This is a genomic window from Pseudoduganella violaceinigra DSM 15887, from assembly GCF_000425385.1.
Taxonomy (GTDB): domain Bacteria; phylum Pseudomonadota; class Gammaproteobacteria; order Burkholderiales; family Burkholderiaceae_D; genus Rugamonas; species Rugamonas violaceinigra.
This window is the reverse complement of the sequence record NZ_KE384356.1, coordinates 231,479-245,595: the sequence shown is the minus strand read 5'-3', so window position 1 is coordinate 245,595 and position 14,117 is coordinate 231,479. Positions and strand designations below refer to the sequence as shown.

Annotated in this window: 14 protein-coding genes; 10 read left to right on the top strand and 4 right to left on the bottom strand. The window is 63.2% G+C overall.

The genetic code is table 11. The annotated features are described in order from the left end of the window. The first annotated feature begins 121 nt into the window (after positions 1 to 121). The 9 genes from H597_RS0117690 (at position 122) to H597_RS0117650 (ending at position 6,596) form a co-directional block, all read left to right on the top strand. On the top strand, positions 122 to 394 hold the full coding sequence (locus tag H597_RS0117690; protein ID WP_028103293.1) for a hypothetical protein: 273 nt from the start codon (positions 122 to 124) through the stop codon (positions 392 to 394). A gap of 75 nt (positions 395 to 469) precedes the next feature. Beyond that, positions 470 to 1,648 (top strand): acetyl-CoA C-acetyltransferase, encoded by a 1,179-nt coding sequence (locus tag H597_RS0117685; RefSeq protein ID WP_028103292.1) that lies wholly within the window; start codon positions 470 to 472, stop codon positions 1,646 to 1,648. 39 nt (positions 1,649 to 1,687) lie between these two features. Then, entirely contained in the window at positions 1,688 to 2,428 is a 741-nt protein-coding gene (phbB, locus tag H597_RS0117680) for an acetoacetyl-CoA reductase (protein WP_028103291.1), read from the top strand. 77 nt (positions 2,429 to 2,505) lie between these two features. Beyond that, positions 2,506 to 2,853 carry a hypothetical protein gene (locus H597_RS0117675; protein WP_154668156.1) on the top strand — a complete coding sequence of 116 codons (348 nt, stop codon included), beginning with the start codon at positions 2,506 to 2,508 and terminating at the stop codon, positions 2,851 to 2,853. 63 nt (positions 2,854 to 2,916) lie between these two features. Then, entirely contained in the window at positions 2,917 to 3,312 is a 396-nt protein-coding gene (locus H597_RS0117670; RefSeq protein WP_028103289.1) for a DUF1761 domain-containing protein, read from the top strand. Positions 3,313 to 3,399: 87 nt separating this feature from the next. Next, positions 3,400 to 4,683 carry an amino acid deaminase gene (locus H597_RS0117665; RefSeq protein WP_028103288.1) on the top strand — a complete coding sequence of 428 codons (1,284 nt, stop codon included), beginning with the start codon at positions 3,400 to 3,402 and terminating at the stop codon, positions 4,681 to 4,683. A gap of 37 nt (positions 4,684 to 4,720) precedes the next feature. Continuing rightward, positions 4,721 to 5,680: a prolyl aminopeptidase gene (gene pip / locus H597_RS0117660; protein WP_028103287.1), complete on the top strand. Its 960-nt coding sequence runs from the start codon at positions 4,721 to 4,723 to the stop codon at positions 5,678 to 5,680. 2 nt (positions 5,681 to 5,682) lie between these two features. Continuing rightward, positions 5,683 to 6,135, top strand: coding sequence for a DUF2721 domain-containing protein (locus H597_RS0117655; RefSeq protein ID WP_028103286.1), 453 nt, complete (start codon positions 5,683 to 5,685; stop codon positions 6,133 to 6,135). Between the two features lie 8 nt (positions 6,136 to 6,143). Continuing rightward, positions 6,144 to 6,596 (top strand): hypothetical protein, encoded by a 453-nt coding sequence (locus H597_RS0117650; RefSeq protein WP_028103285.1) that lies wholly within the window; start codon positions 6,144 to 6,146, stop codon positions 6,594 to 6,596. A 6-nt stretch (positions 6,597 to 6,602) separates the two neighbouring features. On the opposite strand, the gene H597_RS31455 is transcribed toward H597_RS0117650, so the two are convergent. Continuing rightward, the gene (locus tag H597_RS31455) at positions 6,603 to 7,160 is read right to left on the bottom strand and encodes an SRPBCC family protein (RefSeq protein WP_229632204.1); all 558 of its coding nucleotides are present in this window, start codon (positions 7,158 to 7,160) and stop codon (positions 6,603 to 6,605) included. 158 nt (positions 7,161 to 7,318) lie between these two features. Here H597_RS31455 and H597_RS0117640 point away from each other — a divergent pair, with 158 nt between their 5' ends. Beyond that, a complete protein-coding gene (locus tag H597_RS0117640) occupies positions 7,319 to 9,358 on the top strand; it encodes an NADPH-dependent 2,4-dienoyl-CoA reductase (RefSeq protein WP_028103284.1) in 2,040 nt (679 codons plus the stop codon). A gap of 24 nt (positions 9,359 to 9,382) precedes the next feature. Here H597_RS0117640 and H597_RS0117635 read toward each other — a convergent pair whose 3' ends face one another. The 3 genes from H597_RS0117635 to H597_RS0117625 form a co-directional block, all read right to left on the bottom strand. Further along, the gene (locus H597_RS0117635; RefSeq protein WP_028103283.1) at positions 9,383 to 11,086 is read right to left on the bottom strand and encodes a cation:proton antiporter domain-containing protein; all 1,704 of its coding nucleotides are present in this window, start codon (positions 11,084 to 11,086) and stop codon (positions 9,383 to 9,385) included. An 86-nt stretch (positions 11,087 to 11,172) separates the two neighbouring features. Further along, positions 11,173 to 12,294, bottom strand: a complete 1,122-nt coding sequence (locus H597_RS0117630; protein WP_028103282.1) for a beta-ketoacyl-ACP synthase III — start codon at positions 12,292 to 12,294, stop codon at positions 11,173 to 11,175. 111 nt (positions 12,295 to 12,405) lie between these two features. Further along, complete coding sequence (locus H597_RS0117625) at positions 12,406 to 13,836, bottom strand: S41 family peptidase (RefSeq protein WP_028103281.1); 1,431 nt, start codon at positions 13,834 to 13,836, stop codon at positions 12,406 to 12,408. Between the last annotated feature and the right edge of the window lie 281 nt (positions 13,837 to 14,117).

Genomic DNA, 14,117 nt, shown 5'->3' with positions numbered 1-14,117 from the left:
TTAGGGGAATTATGCAAAATGAAAGCAGCCTTGATGTTTATCAAACAATTGCAGGGATTCGCGAACTAACATGAGAAGTCTTGCGGTAACTTAGCCATCTATTCAAGGAAGGAGTAGCAGCATGTACGCGTTCAGCAATGATTTTTCCCGCGCTGCCGAAGCGGCTTTCGACGCGCAACTCGCCAGCTTCGCCAATTTCTTTGACTGGCATCGTGATACCGCACTCGCTTCTCTCGCCGCCATGACCTCGGCCTCCAACGAATTCCTGACCGTCAAGCATCCCCAAGACCTGCTGCAGATGGCAAGCGACCAGGGCAAGCACGCCATGGACCGTGCGCAAGCGTTTGGACGTGAGGCAACAGACGTGGCTTTGAATAAGCCATTGTTCCGGTAGGCCATTGCTGGCCGCAGACGTGGCGCTTAGCTAGAATGCATTGAACGATTTTCATACCACTCCCGGAGAAGCAGAATGGATGATGTAGTAATTGTTGCAGCAGGCCGTACCGCAGTAGGCAAGTTCGGCGGTTCCCTGGCCAAGACCCCGGCAGCAGAGCTGGGCGCCCATGTCATCAAGGGCCTGCTGGCCCAGACCGGCATCGACCCGAACCTGGTCAGCGAAGTCATCCTGGGCCAGGTGCTGACCGCGGGTGTCGGCCAGAATCCGGCGCGCCAAGCCGTCATCAAATCCGGCCTGCCAAGCGCCATCCCGGCTTACACCATCAACAAAGTGTGCGGCAGCGGCCTGAAGGCGACCCACCTGGCGGCGCAGGCGATCAAGTGCGGCGACGCCAGCATCATCATCGCCGGCGGGCAGGAAAACATGAGCGCTTCGCCGCACGTGCTGAACGGTTCGCGCGACGGTTTCCGCATGGGCGACGCCAAGATGGTCGACACCATGATCGTGGACGGCCTGTGGGACGTGTACAACCAGTATCACATGGGCATCACCGCCGAGAACGTGGCCAAGAAATACGATATCTCGCGCAGCCAGCAGGACGAATTCGCCCTGCAGTCGCAGCTGAAAGCGGAAGCGGCGCAAAAGGCTGGCAAGTTCAAGGACGAAATCCTGCCGCTGGAAATCGTGCAGAAGAAGGGCAGCATCTTCTTCGACCAGGACGAATACATCAAGCCGGGCTCCACGCTGGAAGCGCTGTCCGGCCTGCGCCCAGCCTTCGACAAGGCCGGCTCCGTCACCGCCGGCAATGCCTCCGGCATCAACGATGGCGCGGCCGCCGTGATGATGATGTCGGCCAAACAGGCCAAGGAACTGGGTCTGACGCCGCTGGCGCGCATCAAGGCCTACGCGTCGTCCGGCCTGGATCCAGCCTATATGGGCATGGGACCGGTCACCGCTTCGCAGCTGTGCCTGAAAAAGGCCGGCTGGTCGCCGCAAGACCTGGACCTGATGGAAATCAATGAAGCGTTCGCTGCGCAAGCCTGCGCCGTGAACAAGGAAATGGGCTGGGACACCAGCAAGATCAACGTCAATGGCGGTGCGATTGCCCTCGGCCACCCGATCGGCGCGTCCGGTGCCCGCATCCTGGTGACCCTGCTGCATGAAATGGTCCGCCGTGACGCGAAGAAGGGCCTGGCCTCGCTGTGCATCGGCGGCGGCATGGGCGTAGCACTTGCAGTTGAAAGGGAATGAGCTTTTAGTCTAAGAGAACGTACACAAGGGGAACTTTAAATGGCACGAGTTGCATTGGTAACGGGCGGCATGGGTGGTCTGGGCGAAGCGATTTGCATCAAGCTGGTCGCGCTGGGCTACAAGGTGGTAACGACGTATTCCCCAAGTAACAAGACGCATGAGTCGTGGCTGGCCACGATGAAGGACCAGGGCTACAACTTCAAAGCCTATCCTTGCGATGTGGCGGACTACGATTCGGCAGCGACCTGCATCGCGGCGGTCGAGCGCGAGATCGGTCCGGTGGAGGTGCTGGTGAATAACGCCGGTATCACCCGCGACATGACCTTCAAGAAGATGGACAAGGTCAATTGGGACATGGTGATGAAGACCAATCTGGACTCCGTGTTCAACATGACCAAGCCGGTAGCGGATGGCATGGTGGATCGCGGCTGGGGCCGCATCATCAACATCTCCTCGGTGAACGGCCAGAAGGGTGCTTTCGGCCAGACCAACTACTCCGCGGCCAAGGCCGGCGTGCACGGCTTCACCAAGGCGCTGGCGCTGGAAGTGGCGCGCAAGGGCGTGACCGTCAACACCATTTCGCCGGGCTATATCGGCACCAAGATGGTGATGGAGATTCCTAAAGACGTGCTGGATTCGAAGATCATCCCGCAAATCCCGATGGCCCGCCTGGGCAAGCCGGAAGAAGTGGCAGGCCTGGTGGCCTATCTGGCATCGGAAGAAGCGGCCTTCGTCACCGGCGCCAATATCGCGATCAACGGCGGGCAGCACATGTCCTGATCGCAGCAAAGAGCAACGCAACACCCAAACGCCGTCCAGCCCCCGCGCTGGTCGGCGTTTGTCTTTCCGGAGGACGTATGAAGAGATTGCTGCCCCTATTGCTGCTGGCCGCATGCAGCCGCGAGATCCCGCAGGACAAGCTGCTGGACATCCTCAACCAGCGCGCGCCGCTGGTCGCGCACATCGGCCCGGTCACCAAGGTCGACGTATTGAGCGCGGCCAAGTCCGCCGCCGGCGACGGCAGCGCGCGTTTCAGCTGCGAAGTGCGGCTGCTGCACGTCACCGGCAAGAACGGCTCGACCTACGTCAGCTTCCTGCGCCGCGAGGCGTCGGGGGCCACCGAATCGGCCTTGACCTGGGCCGACGACCGCCAGGCGGCAAGCGGCAAGATGGGCGAAATGCTGTCGGAGCATTGCAAGAGTTGATTGACCCTGGGCCCGGGCTCACTTATCGTTCTTTCTCAACAATAAACATATTGGGAGACAACGATGCATATGATGGGAATGAACGTCCTGGCCGTCCTGTTGGCGGCCGTCTCGAGCTTCATGCTGGGCGGCCTGTGGTATTCGCCTATCCTGTTCGGCAAGCTGTGGAACGATGAAAACGGCGGCGTCAAACAGGACCGCCACCCGGCGCGCGTGTTCGGCGTCGCCTTTATTTTTTCCCTGCTGGCGGCATTCGCCTTTGCGCGCTGGGTTGGCCCTCTGCCGGCCCTGGACTATGCCGTCAAGCACGGCGTCCTGGCCGGTTTCGGCATGGTCGCCGCCTGTTTCGGCATCAATTACCAGTTTGCCAATCGCAGCATTAAGCTGCTGCTCATCGACGGCGGCTACCACACCGCACAATTCCTGGTGTTCGGTCTCATTCTTGGCCTGTGGCATTGAATATATGGCCGGTGTCAGCCTCGGTCTTTTCGGTCGAAGTGATATTCTTGGTGGTGCCGACCGCATGGACGACAGACTGGACAACATATGTATGCGCTGCCCGAACTCGATGAACAGGTTTTGCTGCCAGGGGTAAAAGGCCTACCTATTGTAGAGCCGCTGCGCCAGCACATGATCGGCGCCCAGCACTGGAACGTGCTGGCGGCTGACACCAGCCTGCCGGTGGCGGTGCTGAAAGCGTCCGCACTGCAGCACAACCTGGCGTGGATGCGCCGGTTCTGCGAGCGCCACAAGGTGCTGCTGGCGCCGCATGGCAAGACCACCATGAGCCCGCAGCTGTTTGCGGCGCAGATCGACAACGGCGCCTGGGGCATCACGCTGGCCACCGTCCAGCAGGTGCAGGTTGCGGCACGTTTCGGGGTGCGGCGCGTGATCCTGGCCAATCAGCTGGTGGCGCCCGCCGATATCCGCGCCGTCCTGCACCTGATGCAGGAAGACCCCAACTTCGAATTCTTCGCCCTGGCCGATTCGCTGCAGGGCGTCGCGCGCCTGGCGCGCGCCGTGCAGGCATTCGGCCTGGAACGGCCTTTGCCGCTGCTGGTGGAACTGGGCATGAAAGGCAAGCGCGCCGGTTGCCGCGCGCCGGAGCAGGTAATGGAAGTGGCCCGCGCCATTGCCGCCGCGCTGGGCCTGCAGCTGGCCGGTATCGAAGGCTATGAAGGCCTGGTGGTCACCGACAACCGGGTGGCGGACGTGGACGTGGTTAACGGCTTCCTGCGCAGCATGGCGGACATGCTGAAAGCCGTCGCGGCGGAAGACCTGTTCGGCGGCGAACAGGTGATCATTTCGGCTGGCGGTTCGGCCTATTTCGACCGCGTGGCACGCGAGTTTGCCGGACTGGCGCTGCGGGGCAGGAAGGTGCTGCCGGTCATGCGCAGCGGCTGCTACCTGACCAACGACCATGGCTACTACGGCGGCTTGACCGGCGAACTGGCCGGCCGCGAAGGCGGCGAGGGACTGCGTCCGGCACTGGAAGTGTGGAGCACGGTGCTGTCCCTGCCGGAACCCGGCCTGGCCATCCTCGCGATGGGCAAGCGCGACGCCTCGCACGACCTGGGCCTGCCGCTGCCGATCGCCGCGCAGCGCCCGGGAACGGGCAAGCTGGAGCTCCCCGAAGGCGCGGCCATCGTCAAAATGAACGACCAGCATGCCTACCTGCGCTGGCCGGAGGGTGCGGGCGCCGCTCTGCAGGTGGGCGATCTGGTGGGCTGCGGCATTTCCCACCCCTGCACCACCTTCGACAAATGGCCGGTGCTGCTGCTTGTGGATGACACGTACCAGGTCCTTCAAGCCATCAACACCTTCTTCTGAGCGGTTACAATCTTGGCTTCATGCACAGAGGATAACCATGCCCGACGCCCTGCCACACCTGTTCCCGCCGATCCAGCCCCGCAATAGCGGCATGCTGGCGGTCGATGACATCCATACAATTTATTGGGAAGAAGTGGGCAACCCGAACGGTATCCCGGTGGTCTTCTTCCATGGCGGCCCGGGCGCCGGCATGTCGCCGCAGCACCGCCGTTTTTTCAATCCGGACCACTACCGCGTCATCCTGTTCGACCAGCGCGGCGCCGGCAAATCGACCCCGCTGGGCGAGGTGCGCAATAACACCACCCAGTTGCTGATTGAGGATATCGAGCGCCTGCGCAACCTGTTCGGCATCGAAAAATGGCTGGTTTTCGGCGGTTCCTGGGGCTCCACGCTGGCGCTGGCATACGGCCAGGCCCACCCGGAGCGCTGCCTGGGCTTCGTCCTGCGCGGCATCTTCCTGTGCACGCAAAAGGAAATCGACTGGTTCCTGCAGGGCTCCGAATGGTTCCACCCTGAGGTGTACGACGAATTCGTGGCCCCGATCCCGATGGAGGAACGCGGCAACCTGCTGCAAGCCTACGTCAAACGCATCATGGACCCGAACCCGGAAATCCACTGGCCGGCCGTTCGCGCCTGGAGCAGATTCGAAGGGCGCCGCGTCTTCCTGCTGCCGCAGCCGGATGAACCGCCGTCGGACACCCTCGACCTGGGCGTCGGCCGCATGGAATCGCACTACATGGCCAACCTCGGCTTCTTCACCGACGGCCAGCTGCTGGCCAACACTGCGCGCATCGCCCACCTTCCGGCCTTGATCGTGCAGGGACGCTATGACGTGATCTGTCCGCCGGTATCGGCCTGGCGCCTGCAGCAGGCCTGGGGCGCCAACGCCGTGATGAAGATGATCCCGGACGCGGGCCACGGCGCCATGGAGCAGGGCATCAGCCGCGCCCTGGTCAACGCCACCGAACAATTCCGCCAGCAACGACGCTTCGCATGAATATGAATATCCAGCTCGGCGACATCGGCCACATCATCCAGCTCGCCATTGCGCCGGTGTTCATGCTGTCCACCGTGGGCACCCTGTTGCTGGTGCTGCTGAACCGCCTGGCGCGCATCATCGACCGCTCGCGCGTACTGGAAGAACGGCTGGACGTCGCCTACAACGATACCTATATCAACGAGCTGGATGTGCTGTACCGCCGTTCCCACCTGATCAATATTGCGATCGCGCTGGCGACGGCCTGCGGCCTGTTCGTCTGCCTGGTGGTGGCCTTGCTGTTCATCGGCGACACCACCAATATGGCGCTCGACAAATACATCGCCGGCCTGTTCGTCGCCTCGATGGTCTGCCTGATCGCCCACTTCGGCTACCTGCTGCGCGAAATCTTTATCGCCTCGGCGTTTATGCGTGCCCACCGCCATGTGCGGCACATTGAAAGAAACCAGAACTAAGAATCATCATGCACGACTACAAACGCCCACCTACGCTGCACCGCTACGGCCCGCGCAGCGAACTCGAACAAGCCCTGAAGGAAGGACAGTTCGTGCTGCGCCCCGTGGGCAGCTTCCTGACCCTGAGCTTCTCGCAAGCCTGGAACCGCGACCTGTTCGATCATTTCGGCGCCGACAGCTGCCTGGTGATCCACAACACCGAAGAATTCGGCGAGCGCATCCACCGCGCCGTGCAGCGCACCTTGCCCAACTGGGCCGGCATCGACGGCGCCATCGAATATGGCGGCCGCGCCGCCTTGGGCGCCGCCTTCACCAAGACGCGTGAAGATGCAATGGAGAAAGAATGGCAGTTCGCCTGGCGCTCCATGCAAACCGCATCGACCATGAACCCGGTCGTGATCCGCATCGGCAGCCTGGAAAACTTCGCGGAAGTGCGCGACCGCGACCACTACACCGCCTAAGGCGGCTTAGGGGATGCTGGGCAAGCCGCCCAGCCCGCGCGCCAGTTCCGACTGTTTTGGCAGCGCCGGCTGGCGCTCAAGGTGGGCCAGTACCGCGTTCATCATGCGTTCGATGTCGCCGCGAATGATGTTTGTACCCAACAGTCCGGGGACATAGAAGTTCGGCATCAGGCGGCCGCTGTACACCACGCGGGTGCCGCCGGTTTCCGGAATGGGAATCAATTCCCAGCGCGCCTCGTAATGCTTCATGTCCCCCGAGACCAGGGCGATGTCGATGGTGGACATCGGCTGCTCCGTGGCGCGCACCACCAAGTGGATGGAACGCGACATGAACAGGAAGCGGGCCGTACCAAATTGCTCAATAATGACTTCATTGCCATTGCGCGAGAGCACACGGCAGGAAGCCATATCGGGAACGAATTCCTCCATGCGGTCGTAGGAGGTGAGGGCGCGCCAGACAGTTGGCAAGGAGGCATGCACCGTGCCGCTGGCGTTCACTTCATAGAGTTGCTGTGCGTCTGCCTTGACCCGGTTAACGGTCACTTCCAGCTTCGGGATTTCCATTCTGGTCGCTTGCCCGGCACCGAATGCAGGTGCGGTAAAACCGAGGAACAGTACTAATAACAGTCGCTTCATGCTACCAGCGTAAGGTAACTGGTGGCAGAATACAAGCGCTGCGCGCTTCCATCGTTAGACAGCGCACAGAACTCCCGCCATATGCCATGACCACGAATTTCCCGCACCTCCTTTCGCCCCTCGACCTGGGTTTCACCACCTTGCGCAACCGCGTCATCATGGGTTCCATGCACACGGGGCTGGAAGACCGCTTCTTCAACTATGACAAGTTGGCCGCCTTCTACCGCGAACGCGCCAAGGGCGGCGTCGGCATGATCGTGACCGGCGGCATCTCGCCGAACCGCCAGGGCTGGCTGCTGCCCTTCGGCGGCACCATGAACTTCATCGGCGACGTCTTCAACCACCGCAAGCTGACCAGCGCGGTGCACGAAGAAGGCGGCAAGATCCTGATGCAGATCCTGCACGCCGGGCGCTACGGCTACCAGCCCTTCGCCGTCTCGGCCTCGGACAAAAAATCCCCGATCTCGCCCTTCAAGCCCAAGGCCCTGACCGAAGGCGGCATCGAATCGACCATCAAAGCCTATGTGCGCGCCGCCAAGCTGGCGCAAAAAGCCGGCTACGACGGCGTCGAAGTGATGGGCAGCGAAGGCTACCTGCTGAACCAGTTCCTGTGCGCCCGCACCAATCTGCGCACCGACCGCTGGGGCGGCAGCATCGACAACCGCATGCGCCTGCCGGTGGAAATCGTGCGCCGCATGCGCGAAGCCGTGGGCCGCGATTTCATCATCATGTACCGCCACTCCCTGCTGGATCTGGTGGATGGCGGCAACACCTGGGAAGAAGTGGTCACCGTGGCCAAGGCCTTGCAGCAGGCCGGCGCCACCATCCTGAACACCGGCATCGGCTGGCATGAAGCCCGCGTACCGACCATCGTCACCTCGGTGCCGCGCGCCGCCTTCGCCGAAGTGGCGGGCCGCCTGCGCAAGGAGGTGAGCATCCCGGTGGTGGCCTCCAACCGCATCAATATGCCGGCCGAAGCGGAAGACATCATCCTGCGCGGCGACGCCGACATGGTCTCGATGGCGCGCCCCTTCCTGGCGGACGCCGAATTCGTCAACAAGGCCGCCGCCGGCCGCGCCGACGAAATCAATACCTGCATCGGATGCAACCAGGCCTGCCTGGACCACACCTTCCAGAACAAGCGCGCCAGCTGCCTGGTCAACCCACGCGCCTGCCATGAGACGGAGCTGGTGTACCGCAAGGCCCCGGTGCGCCGCAAAGTGGCCGTGGTCGGCGCTGGCCCGGCCGGCCTGTCGGCCGCCACCGTGGCGGCCGAATGCGGCCACGACGTCACCCTGTTCGACGCCGGCGAGCGCATTGGCGGCCAGTTCAATATTGCCAAGCAAATCCCGGGCAAGGAAGAATTCAACGAAACCCTGCGCTACTTCGGCCGCAAGATCGAGCTGACCGGCGTCAAGCTGCAGCTGAACCACCGCGTCACGCGCGAAGAACTGCTGGCCGGCGGCTATGACGACGTGATCGTGGCCACCGGCATCAAGGTGCGCAAACCGCAGATCGACGGCATCGACCACCCGAAAGTCCTGACCTACCTCGATGTGCTGCGCGACAAGAAGCCGGTCGGCAAGCGCGTCGCCATCATCGGCGCCGGCGGCATCGGCTTCGACGTCGGTGAATTCCTGCTGCACAACCCCGAGCACAGCCTGCCCGTGGCGAAGGAACACTGGACCGCCGAATGGGGCGTCGACCTGCACGCCAACACGGGCGGCGGCCTGGTACCGGCCAAGGCGGCCGAACCGGTGCGCCAGCTCTACCTGCTGCAGCGCAAAACCAGCAAGCTGGGCGCCGGCCTGGGCAAGACCTCGGGCTGGGTGCACCGCGCGGTGTTGGCGCGCAACGGCGTGGTGATGATCCCCGGCGTGCAGTACAAGCTGATCGACGACCACGGACTGCATATCAAGGTCGGCGAAGAAGAGCGCCTGCTGGCGGTGGACAATGTGGTGATCTGCGCCGGCCAGGAAAGCCTGACCGAGCTGATGCCGCCGGAAGGCGAAGCCGCCAAGCCCGGCGCCCCGCGCTTCCACAAGATCGGCGGCGCCGCCCTGGCAGCCGAGCTGGACGCCAAACGCGCCATCAAGGAAGGCGCCGAACTCGCCGCCGGCCTGTAATCGGCAGCCTTGGCAACCTTGGGGTCAGGCTCTTTGCTTGCCAATTTCCGCGGCGACGTGGGCCGCCATTGATTTGGCGAGTTCCTGCTCGCCGATGAAGATGGCGCCGGCGCGCTCGCTGCGCAGCAAATCGGCGTCTTCCTCGCTGTCCGTGCGCACGGCGATCTTGATGTCCGGATTCAGGGCGCGCGCCGTTTCGATCATGGCGCGCACATGGAAAGTATCCGGCGTCGCCACCACCAGCATGCGCGCCTTGTGGATATGCGCCTGGATCAATACCGCCGGCTCGCCCGCATTGCCCGCCACCGCGGCGATGCCTTCCTGGCGCAGCTGGTCGACCAGCTCCCGGTTCTGCTCCGCCACCACGTAATTGATGCCCTGTGCCGCCAGCGACGCGGCGATATTTCGCCCCACGCGGCCGTAGCCCACCAGCACTACCTGGCCTTCCAGCTTGGACTGCGCCGTCGTCATCGGCAATTCCGCCAGCGGGTCGGCAGTGCGGGCATATTGCGCCGCCAGCGTCTGGTTCCTGCCCAGCAGGCGCTCGAGCGGTCCGGCCAGCATGAACATCAGCGGATTCAGCGCAATCGACAGGATGGCGCCGGCCAGGACCAGGCTCTGGCCCTCATGCGGCAGCAGTCCCAGGGAAATGCCCAGCGCAGCGAGGATGAAGGAGAATTCGCCAATCTGCGCCAGGCTGGCCGACACCATCAGCGCCGTGCTGGCCGGATAGCGCAGCAGCACCACCAGCACGAAGGCGGCAATCGACTTCCCGAACAGGATAATGGCCAGCACCGCCAGCACGCGCAGCGGCTGTTCGACCAGAATAGACGGCTCGAACAGCATGCCGACCGAAACAAAGAACAGCACCGCGAACGCATCGCGCAGCGGCAGCGATTCGTGCGCCGCGCGGTGGCTCAATTCCGACTCGCGCAGCACCATGCCCGCAAAGAAGGCACCCAGGGCGAAGGAAATGCCGAACAGCTTGGTCGCCGCGTAGGCAATGCCCACCGCCGCCGCAATCACGCACAGGGTGAACAGCTCGCGCGAGTTGGTGCGCGCCACTTGCCACAGGATCCAGGGGAACAGCTTGCGCCCGACCAGCAGCATGAAGCCGACGAAGAGCGCCACCTGCCCCAGCGTGGCCGCCAGCGCCATCCCGATGCCGGACTCGGCGCCCTGGCCCTCCACCGGCGTGCCGCCCAGCGCGCCGGCCAGGGCTGGCAGCAGCACCAGGACCAGCACGGTCACCAGGTCCTCCACCACCAGCCAGCCGACGGCGATGCGGCCATTGAAGGAATCCAGCGTGCCGCGCTCCTCCAGGGCCCGCAGCAGGACCACGGTGCTGGCCACCGACAGCGCCAGGCCGAACACCAGGCCGCCGCCCAGGCTCCAGCCCCACCAATGGGCCAGCGCCATGCCCATGCCGGTCGCCGCCGCGATCTGCAGGATGGCGCCGGGCAGGGCCACCTTGCGCACCTCCCACAGGTCGTCCAACGAGAAATGCAGGCCGACGCCGAACATCATCAGCATCACACCGATTTCCGCCAGCTGGCCGGCGAGGGCGGTATCGGCGACAAAGCCAGGGGTAGCGGGACCGATCAGGATGCCGGCCGCGAGATAGCCGACGAGGGCGGGAAGTTTGAGGCGGGTGGCGATGAAGCCGAAGAGGAGGCCGAAGCCGAGGGCTGCGGCAATGGTCGTGATCAGGCTGACGTCATGGGGCATGCGGAGGCCTCCTTTCGTAAGGAGTATAACCGCATGCAACAATCGTCCACTTCAGTTCCTGACCCCGAAGTGGACGAAACTTGCTGTCAGGCTTTGCGGACGACGACGGAGCCGATCGAGTAGCCGGCGCCGAAGCTGCAGATCACGCCGTAGGCGCCGGACGGCAGGTCGTCCTGGTGCTTGTGGAAGGCGATGATGGAGCCGGCCGAGGAGGTGTTGGCGTAGGTGTCGAGGATCACCGGCGCTTCCATCGGCTCGGCGTCGCGGCCCAGGATGGTGCGCGAGATCAGCTGGTTCATGCTCAGGTTGGCCTGGTGCAGCCAGAAGCGGCTCATCTGCTCAACCTGCAGGCCGGCGCGGCCGATCGATTCCTTGATCATCTGCGCGGCCATCGGGCACACGTCCTTGAACACCTTGCGGCCCTGCTGCTTGAACAGCTTGTCCGGGGCGCCGATGCCGCTTTCGTCGAAGCGGTTCATGAAGCCGAAGTTGTTGCGGATGTTGTTGGAGAAGCTGGTTTTCAGCTTGGTGTCCAGGATCTCCCACTGGTGCTGCGAGACCGCGCCGTCCTTGGCTTCGACGATGATGGCGGTGCAGGCGTCGCCGAAAATGAAGTGGCTGTCGCGGTCGCGGTAGTCCAGGTGGCCGGAGGTGATTTCCGGATTCAGGATCAGCACCGCGCGCGCCTGGCCGCTCTGCACCGCGCCGACGGCGGTCTGGATGCCGAAGGTGGCCGAGGAGCAGGCCACGTTCATGTCGAAGCCGAAGCCGTCGATACCCAGCGCTTGCTGCACTTCCACCGCCATGGCCGGGTAGGCGCGCTGCATGTTCGAGCACGCCACCAGCACCATGTCGATATCGGCCGGGCTGCGGCCGGCGCGGTCGAGTGCCTGGCGCGCGGCGGCCACGCAGATTTCGGCCTGCAGCGACAGTTCCTCGTTGCTGCGTTCGGCGATGCGCGGGGTCATGCGCTTCGGATCCAGGATGCCGGACTTTTCCATCACATAGCGGGACTTGATGCCGGACGCCTTTTCAATGAAGGCGGCGCTGGAAGGTTCCAGGGCGGTCACGGTGCCGGCGGCGATGGCGGCGGCATTGTCCGCATTGAACAGCTCAACGTAGGCGTTGAAAGCAGTGACCAGCTCCTCATTGCTGATCGAATTCGAGGGCGTAAAGAGGCCGGTTCCGCTGATGACGGCTTGTTTCATGATCAATCTTTCTTTTTTCGAATGGGTCAGGCGACCGGTAAGATGGCCGATTTTACCTTATCTACAAGCAAAAACGGCGCCCCAGGGGGCGCCGCCTTGATCCTGCGCACCTTATTTCTTCGGCGGCGGATCCAGTTTGACCAGCTTGGATTCGGATTTGGCGATCTGCACCGGGATGCCCTGCAGGTGGTTGAGCGCCTGCTTCAGCTGGAAGTCGTCGCCGCTGCCGTATTCCAGCGGTTTGCGCTTCTTCTCGGCCGCCAGCACCCGCATCTGCTCTTCCAGCTCGTCGCGCTGGACCTTGCCGGCTTCCTGTTCGCGGTCGTTGACCAGGTGCTTGGCCAGGTCGGCTTCGCGCATGCGCAGGCTGTTCAAGCCATCGCCGTCCTCGTTCTCGTCCACCGCCAGGTCGGGCGCAATGCCCTTGGCCTGGATCGAGCGGCCGTGCGGCGTGTAGTAGCGGGCCGTGGTCAGCTTGACGGCGGTGTCGGCGGTCAGCTGGCGGATGGTCTGCACCGAGCCTTTGCCGAAGGTCTGCGAGCCGATGATGGTGGCGCGTTTGTAGTCCTGCAGGGCGCCGGCCACGATTTCCGAGGCGGAGGCGGAGCCGGTGTTGACCAGCACGGCCATCGGGATGTGCTTGACCGCATCGGGCAGCTTGGCCAGCGGGTCGCCGTCGCCGCGCAGCGAGTAGTACTCGGCGCGGCCGTAGAAAATCTGCTTGGAATCGGGCAGCTGGCCGTTGGTCGAGACGATCGGGGTGTCCTTTGGCAGGAAAGCGGCCGCCACGCCGATGGCGCCTTGCAGCACGCCGCCCGGGTCGTTGCGCAGGTCCAGCACCAGGCCTTTCAGGTGCGGGTCCTGGCGGTACAGCTCGGTGATCTTGCTGGCCAGGTCGTCCACCGTCGGTTCCTGGAATTGCGAGATGCGCAGCCAGGCATAGCCCGGCGAGACGATCTTGGCCTTGACGCTCTTCTGGTGAATTTCTTCGCGGTTCAGGGTGAACTGCAGCGGCTGCGGCTCGTCCTTGCGCATGATGGTCAGCATGACCTTGGTGCCCGGCTCGCCGCGCATCTTCTTGACCGACTCGTCCAGGCTCAGGCCCTTGAGCGAGGTGGTGTCGAGGCGGGTGATCATATCGCCCGGCTTGATGCCGGCGCGGTAGGCGGGCGAATCCTCGATCGGGGCGACAATCTTGATATAGCCTTCGTCGCTCTGGGCGATCTCGATGCCGAGGCCGACGAACTTGCCTTGCGAGCCTTCGCGCAGCTCGGCATAGGCCTTCTTGTCGAGGTAGGCGGAATGCGGATCGAGCGAGGCGACCATGCCGGAAATGGCCTCGGTCAGCAGGCGCTTGTCGTCCACTGACTCGACATAGTCGGATTTGATCAGGCCGTACACATCGGCGAGCTGCTTGAGCTCTTCCAGTGGCAGGGCAGGATCCGCCTGTTTTTGCGCCATCGCGGAAAACTGCAGGGATACCGCCACCCCCGCGACTACGCCCAGCCCGATCAGGCCAGCGTTTTTGAGTTTCTTGCCCATGCGTCACCTGTTTCAAATACAGCGGTTAACTCGTCCGCCATCGAAATTCAGTATAAACCTGATTTCCAGCAATCTGCGCTGCCAGCATGGAATAAATCAGCTTGAAAGCCACGATTTATTCGCAACTTTGTAGATGTTTATCAAGGTTTTAACCGGAGTAAGTAATTGTAAGAAAGCCAGAGCTGGCGGGCTGCGCGCCCTACACTGGGCTCTCGTATTTCTCTCTACCCTGAAGTGGTTTATGCCTGCGGCCACCCCGCGGGCATCTTTTTTTCCGGAGC